Raw genomic sequence first — 232 nt, 5'->3', positions numbered from 1 at the left:
ACCCCACCCTCGCGACCCTCACCGACCGCCAGGGCAATGCTCTGTCGTGGGCGACGTCCGGTGGCGCTGGCTGCCGCGGTTCGCGTAAGTCCACCCCGGTCGCTGCCCAGGTGGCTGCCGAGAAAGCCGGCCGTGCCGCGCTGGATTACGGCGTCAAGTCCCTGGAAGTCAGCATCTAGGGCCCGGGTCCGGGTCGTGAGTCGGCCGTGCGCTCGCTGAACAACGTGGGCTA

At 69.8% G+C, this 232-nt stretch carries 1 pseudogene; it reads left to right on the top strand.

The window, feature by feature from the left end:
• Positions 1-176, top strand: a pseudogene (rpsK, locus tag ACQG3P_RS24620) (30S ribosomal protein S11); the annotation flags it as partial.
• Positions 177-232 lie beyond the last annotated feature (56 nt).

Origin of the sequence: Stenotrophomonas sp. SrG (assembly GCF_050031795.1) — a bacterium.
GTDB lineage: Bacteria > Pseudomonadota > Gammaproteobacteria > Xanthomonadales > Xanthomonadaceae > Stenotrophomonas > Stenotrophomonas rhizophila_A.
This window is presented reverse-complemented; position numbering and strand designations above follow the sequence as displayed.